Annotated in this window: 5 protein-coding genes and 1 pseudogene; 3 read left to right on the top strand and 3 right to left on the bottom strand. The window is 57.8% G+C overall.

The genetic code is table 11. From position 1 onward, the window contains the following. Positions 1 to 242: hypothetical protein (locus K9B33_RS22745; RefSeq protein WP_224551392.1), on the top strand; the 242-nt coding region annotated here is incomplete at its 5' end. Positions 243 to 320: 78 nt separating this feature from the next. Here K9B33_RS22745 and K9B33_RS22740 read toward each other — a convergent pair. Continuing rightward, positions 321 to 1,220, bottom strand: coding sequence for an ImmA/IrrE family metallo-endopeptidase (locus tag K9B33_RS22740; RefSeq protein ID WP_224551391.1), 900 nt, complete (start codon positions 1,218 to 1,220; stop codon positions 321 to 323). A gap of 2 nt (positions 1,221 to 1,222) precedes the next feature. Beyond that, the gene (locus K9B33_RS22735) at positions 1,223 to 1,546 is read right to left on the bottom strand and encodes a helix-turn-helix domain-containing protein (protein WP_224551390.1); all 324 of its coding nucleotides are present in this window, start codon (positions 1,544 to 1,546) and stop codon (positions 1,223 to 1,225) included. 194 nt (positions 1,547 to 1,740) lie between these two features. Between K9B33_RS22735 and K9B33_RS22730 the strand changes: the two genes are divergently transcribed. Next, positions 1,741 to 2,286 carry a substrate binding domain-containing protein gene (locus K9B33_RS22730; RefSeq protein ID WP_224551389.1) on the top strand — a complete coding sequence of 182 codons (546 nt, stop codon included), beginning with the start codon at positions 1,741 to 1,743 and terminating at the stop codon, positions 2,284 to 2,286. Between the two features lie 246 nt (positions 2,287 to 2,532). Here the strand turns inward: K9B33_RS22730 and K9B33_RS22725 are convergent. Further along, positions 2,533 to 3,098, bottom strand: a pseudogene (locus K9B33_RS22725) (recombinase family protein). Between the two features lie 139 nt (positions 3,099 to 3,237). Here K9B33_RS22725 and K9B33_RS22720 point away from each other — a divergent pair. After that, positions 3,238 to 4,395, top strand: coding sequence for an acyl-CoA dehydrogenase family protein (locus tag K9B33_RS22720; protein WP_224551388.1), 1,158 nt, complete (start codon positions 3,238 to 3,240; stop codon positions 4,393 to 4,395). The last annotated feature ends 31 nt before the right edge of the window (positions 4,396 to 4,426 follow it).

Here is a 4,426-nt window from a genome sequence, read left to right as displayed (position 1 = left end):
GGCCCATAATCAAAATTAGGACCCGCTTTCTCCCTCGCCGTGATCCCTGCGAAATGCTGGAGCGGACAATCGATATCTCGATGAACCAGCAAGGCGTCCAGCCGGCGCCCGCGCTTCGGACTATTTTCGCCTCCCAGTGGATGGCCGATTTTTCAATCATCCTGGCAGATGTCGACCCTTCTTTGCCGCTCACGGGACGTTTCCGGAATCCAGATAACGGACATGGCCGGATCCTTGCCTGATCCCACCTTCATGTCGGCTTCGTCGGACGTTCTGGACTGTCCGCTCTAGGCGAGCAAAATCGATAAGTTGCCGTTCGTTCAGCGGTCGCTATCGCCCCGCCTAGAAAAGCGATCAAACACGTCTTCCAGTTCGCTCTCCTCCGAATCTTCGGAGCTATCGCGGCCCACATCTTCGAGGACGAGAAGCGAGTAGGTCCAACCCCCGCTTGCGCGATGAACCTGCTCTCTAAGAGTTCTCCCGGCCCCGTGCCTCCCTCCAAGCCAGACGCCCCCATCGACCTCTCCCCAACCCGATTTCGAGGGGTTGAACCGTGCTGCACAGGATGGTGTCGGCAAGGGTTTGTTGATCGGCGCGTCAATGAACGGGAAGCGCGAGGGCCGGTAGATTCGACGAACAACGCCATCTTTCGACAGCACAATCGCGCACATCTCGTCGTGATGACTGGTGTAGTGAATGGAGGTCGCTTCCCGGCTCATGTCGTAGCGGATCGCGAGGGCAAAGATGCTGTCGAGGTCTGGCGAGCCCAACGCTTCCATATCGGGACGAAAGCGCGTCAGCGGCATGAGCATGTTGGCACTGAACCGGTTTGCTTCGGCCTCCATGCGAGCGGCTCTGTTATCCCGATCAGCTTTTCGAACCGTCATGTCGGAACTCGAGCACATAAACGCGCCGCCCGCCGTGGCGGGTTGGTGCGACACCATGAGGTAATGTCCGAGCTCGTGCCCGATCGTATATCTCTGCCGCTGGGCCGAGCCGGTCGAATTGACGAGGATCATACCATCACGACGCTCGGGTTGCGTTATTAGACCTCCCTCGAAATTCGGCGTCTCCAATCGACGGATGTCGGTAATGTCGACCGCAGTAGCCAATTCCTCGATTGGGACGGGGACTGGCATGTCGGGCACCTGACGGAGAATTTCAGCAACGATCGTTGCTGGCGTCCTACACGCGTCGAGGTCCATCCGATCAATGTGCATGCTCAGCTCTCGCTATGCCGCCTTTTCATACCTTTGATGATGTCGTCAAGGACAGCGCGATCGGCATCCGACAATGCTTGCAGGTCGCGAAACATAACGAGCAACTGTTCGTCATGCTCATCGCTCGGGCTCTCACCGATCAGAGTGGCGATCGTCACACCGAAATGTTCGGCCAGCTTGCGCAGCAAATCTACCGAAGGGTTTTTGGCGGTGCCCTTTTCCAGCTCCCACACATGGCCTTTCGAAGCGCCGATTGCATCAGCCACGTCCTGAAGCGACTCGCGCTTGGCCGTCCGCAGCTTCTGCAATCTCATCGCGATCGACAAAGCTTGGTCTCCTCATTCTCAACCTAACACGTCGACGGGCGCTTATAAATCCGGTCCGTAAAGGTCAATCGAACATTTGCGTCTGACTAGTTGCATCAAACGTCCGTCTGATATATCCTTACAGTCATGTTCACCAATCCTGCTGGCCGGGGCAAGGGAGAAATCGAGATGACCTACGAACAACGCCCCGGTCGATGGTTGCACCGGCTTCCAATGCCTGCACCGGCGGACGCGCTGCTGATGGATGTCGCGCGGCGCGTACAGCTCTCGGCGTGCTGTCGGACAGCAGCCTCATGGCGCGAAAGCTCGCGAAATTAAGTCTCTCGATTTGCGCATCGCCTGACTATCTTGCCAGATTTGGCACACCACGCACGGTCGCTGAACTTGCACATCACGATTGCCTTGGCTTTACTTTGGTACCGCGCACCGGGACGACCTTCTGGGCTTTCGGTGCAGACGGTACTCGGCGCGTCCCGGTGAAGGGCTCCCTTCACGCTGACAATGGCGAAGCGTTGATCAGGGCGGCAATAGCTGGACTTGGCCTGGTCTACGGTCCGCGTTACATCGCTGAAAGTGGCATTGCGACAGGTGCGCTAGTTAACGTTGTGCTCGATGAATCCTTGATGGATCTGGGCGCCATCTACGCCATGACTCACCCGACGCGTCGGCCGGCCGCCAAGACGCGCGCTTGGATCGACTTCCTATCTCGCAAGCTACCGGCCTTGGCGGTCGGATGGTGAGCAACTGCAACAACGATGTTCGTTGGTGCCGCTGAAACCTACACTGTCGCGGATGTCGAACGGCAATTTGAGATCAACTTTCAAAGTGCCGGAAGGGCTGACCGTTTCGTGCTCCTGCCGCGGAACGTCGCTTGCCCGCAGTCAAAGATCTTCTCAGCGTACGCAAAATGCAATTTCGTGTCGTCGCCCCTTAACGTCGTGCTTCCCGGACCGCCGTCGGAAATCACATGAATCGCACCACCGTGGTCAAGCGCCAGTTTCAGGCGCTGACCATCCGATCCGCTCTAATGTACCTGCCAGCGTCGATCGCGGCACATTGAATGTTCGGGAGACTGATGACTTGCTGGCACCAACAGCAAGGGCGGCGGTAATCTGGTCGATCTTCTCCGCGTCGATCGTCGGGGGGCGACCACCCTGTCGGCCGCGCCGCTTTGCGGCGGCCAGGCCCGCCATGATGCGTTCGCGGGTCAGTGCCCGCTCATACTGGGCGAGCGCGCCGAAGAGCGAGAACAGCAGTTCGCCATGCGGCGTTGTCGTGTCCATCTGCTCAGTCATCGACCGGAAGGCGATGCCGCGTTCCTTGAGGTCGGTGACGATCGCCAGCAGATGCGGGAGTGAGCGCCCTAGGCGATCGAGCTTCCAGACAGCGAGCGTGTCACCGGCATTCATATATTCGAGGCAGGCTTTTAAGCCTGCGCGATCGTCGCGCGCGCCGGAAGCCTTGTCGGAATAGAGATGCCGCCGATCGACGCCAGCGGCGATCAGCGCATCACGTTAAGATCGACTGATTGCCGATCATCCGTGGACGAGATCGCATAAGTCTACGTCAGCGAACCTACACCATACAGGTGGCACACGATCAATTTGCTTCTGTAGACTGGTAGTATTTCCTCCCAGGATGGCGGCAGTTGCAGGTGACTTGATCTAGAAGGGATATATGGTGAGATTGATATGATAAGCCTTCTCGACAGATTTTCTCCCGCGCGCATACCTGAAGAGGCAGAGTGTCTGCGCTCTCAGGTGAAAGCATTTGTAGCCGAGCATCTTGGAGACCGCTCCGCAGATGTTCGAGCGCGCAGCTGGTCTGGCTTTGATGCTAGTTTCAGCAGGGCTTTAGCCGCGGAAGGATGGGTCGGCATTACTTTGCCAGAGCGATATGGGGGCGGCGGCCGCGACGCCTTTTCGCGCTATGTGCTAGTTGAGGAATTGCTGGCGGCGGGCGCTCCTGTTGCCGCGCATTGGATTGGTGACCGGCAGTCCGGTCCGCTCCTGCTTCATTACGGGACGGAGGAGCAGCGTCAGTACTACTTACCCCGCATGTGCCGCGGAGAGATATTCTTCTGCATCGGAATGAGTGAGCCGAGCGCGGGATCGGACCTTGCCAGCGTTCGAACGAGGGCGATACCGCACGAGGACGGCTTTCTGCTAAACGGCTCGAAAATCTGGACCACGTACGCCCATAAATCGCACTACATGATTGCGCTGCTTCGTACGTCCGGCGGCCTTGAAGACCGGCAGAAAGGGCTGTCACAGTTCATAATCGATCTAAGCCTGCCAGGCATTGAAGTGCGGCCAATCGTCGATATTACAGGAGAATCACACTTCAACGAAGTGTTCTTCACCGACGTGAAGCTAACGAAGGATGCGCTAATCGGGACAGAAGGCGACGGTTGGGCGCAAGTGAATGCAGAGTTGGCGTTCGAACGCAGCGGACCGGAACGGATCTACTCGAGTATCGTGCTACTCGATCGCTGGATCAAACACCTTCAGCAACTGTCCGGTCACGAAGCGAATGCAGCGCGCGTTGGCCGCTTCATGGGCTATATGGCCGTGCTTCGTCAAATGTCGATTTCGATCACCGCGCGCCTTGTCGCGGGCGACATGCCGGTAACCGAAGCAGCGCTGATCAAAGATATCGGAACTGAGCTTGAACAGGAAATCCCTGTCGTAGTCAGCCAAGCGCTGGCTGAAAATCCGGAAATACCTGCTGAGCCGGATCTCCTTCGCACACTCGCATTTGTGGCACAGGTCAGCCCGTCCTATTCGCTGCGTGGGGGAACGCGCGAGATTCTGCGTGGTATGGTCGCACGCGGGTTAGGCTTGCGCTAATTGCCGATCCTTATGTTTTGGTCGGGCAGTC

It is taken from the genome of Sphingobium sp. 3R8 (assembly GCF_020166615.1).
GTDB classification, from domain to species: Bacteria; Pseudomonadota; Alphaproteobacteria; order Sphingomonadales; family Sphingomonadaceae; genus Sphingobium; species Sphingobium bisphenolicum.
The sequence above is the reverse complement of the archived record's forward strand: the minus strand, read 5'-3'. Positions and strand labels throughout refer to the sequence as shown.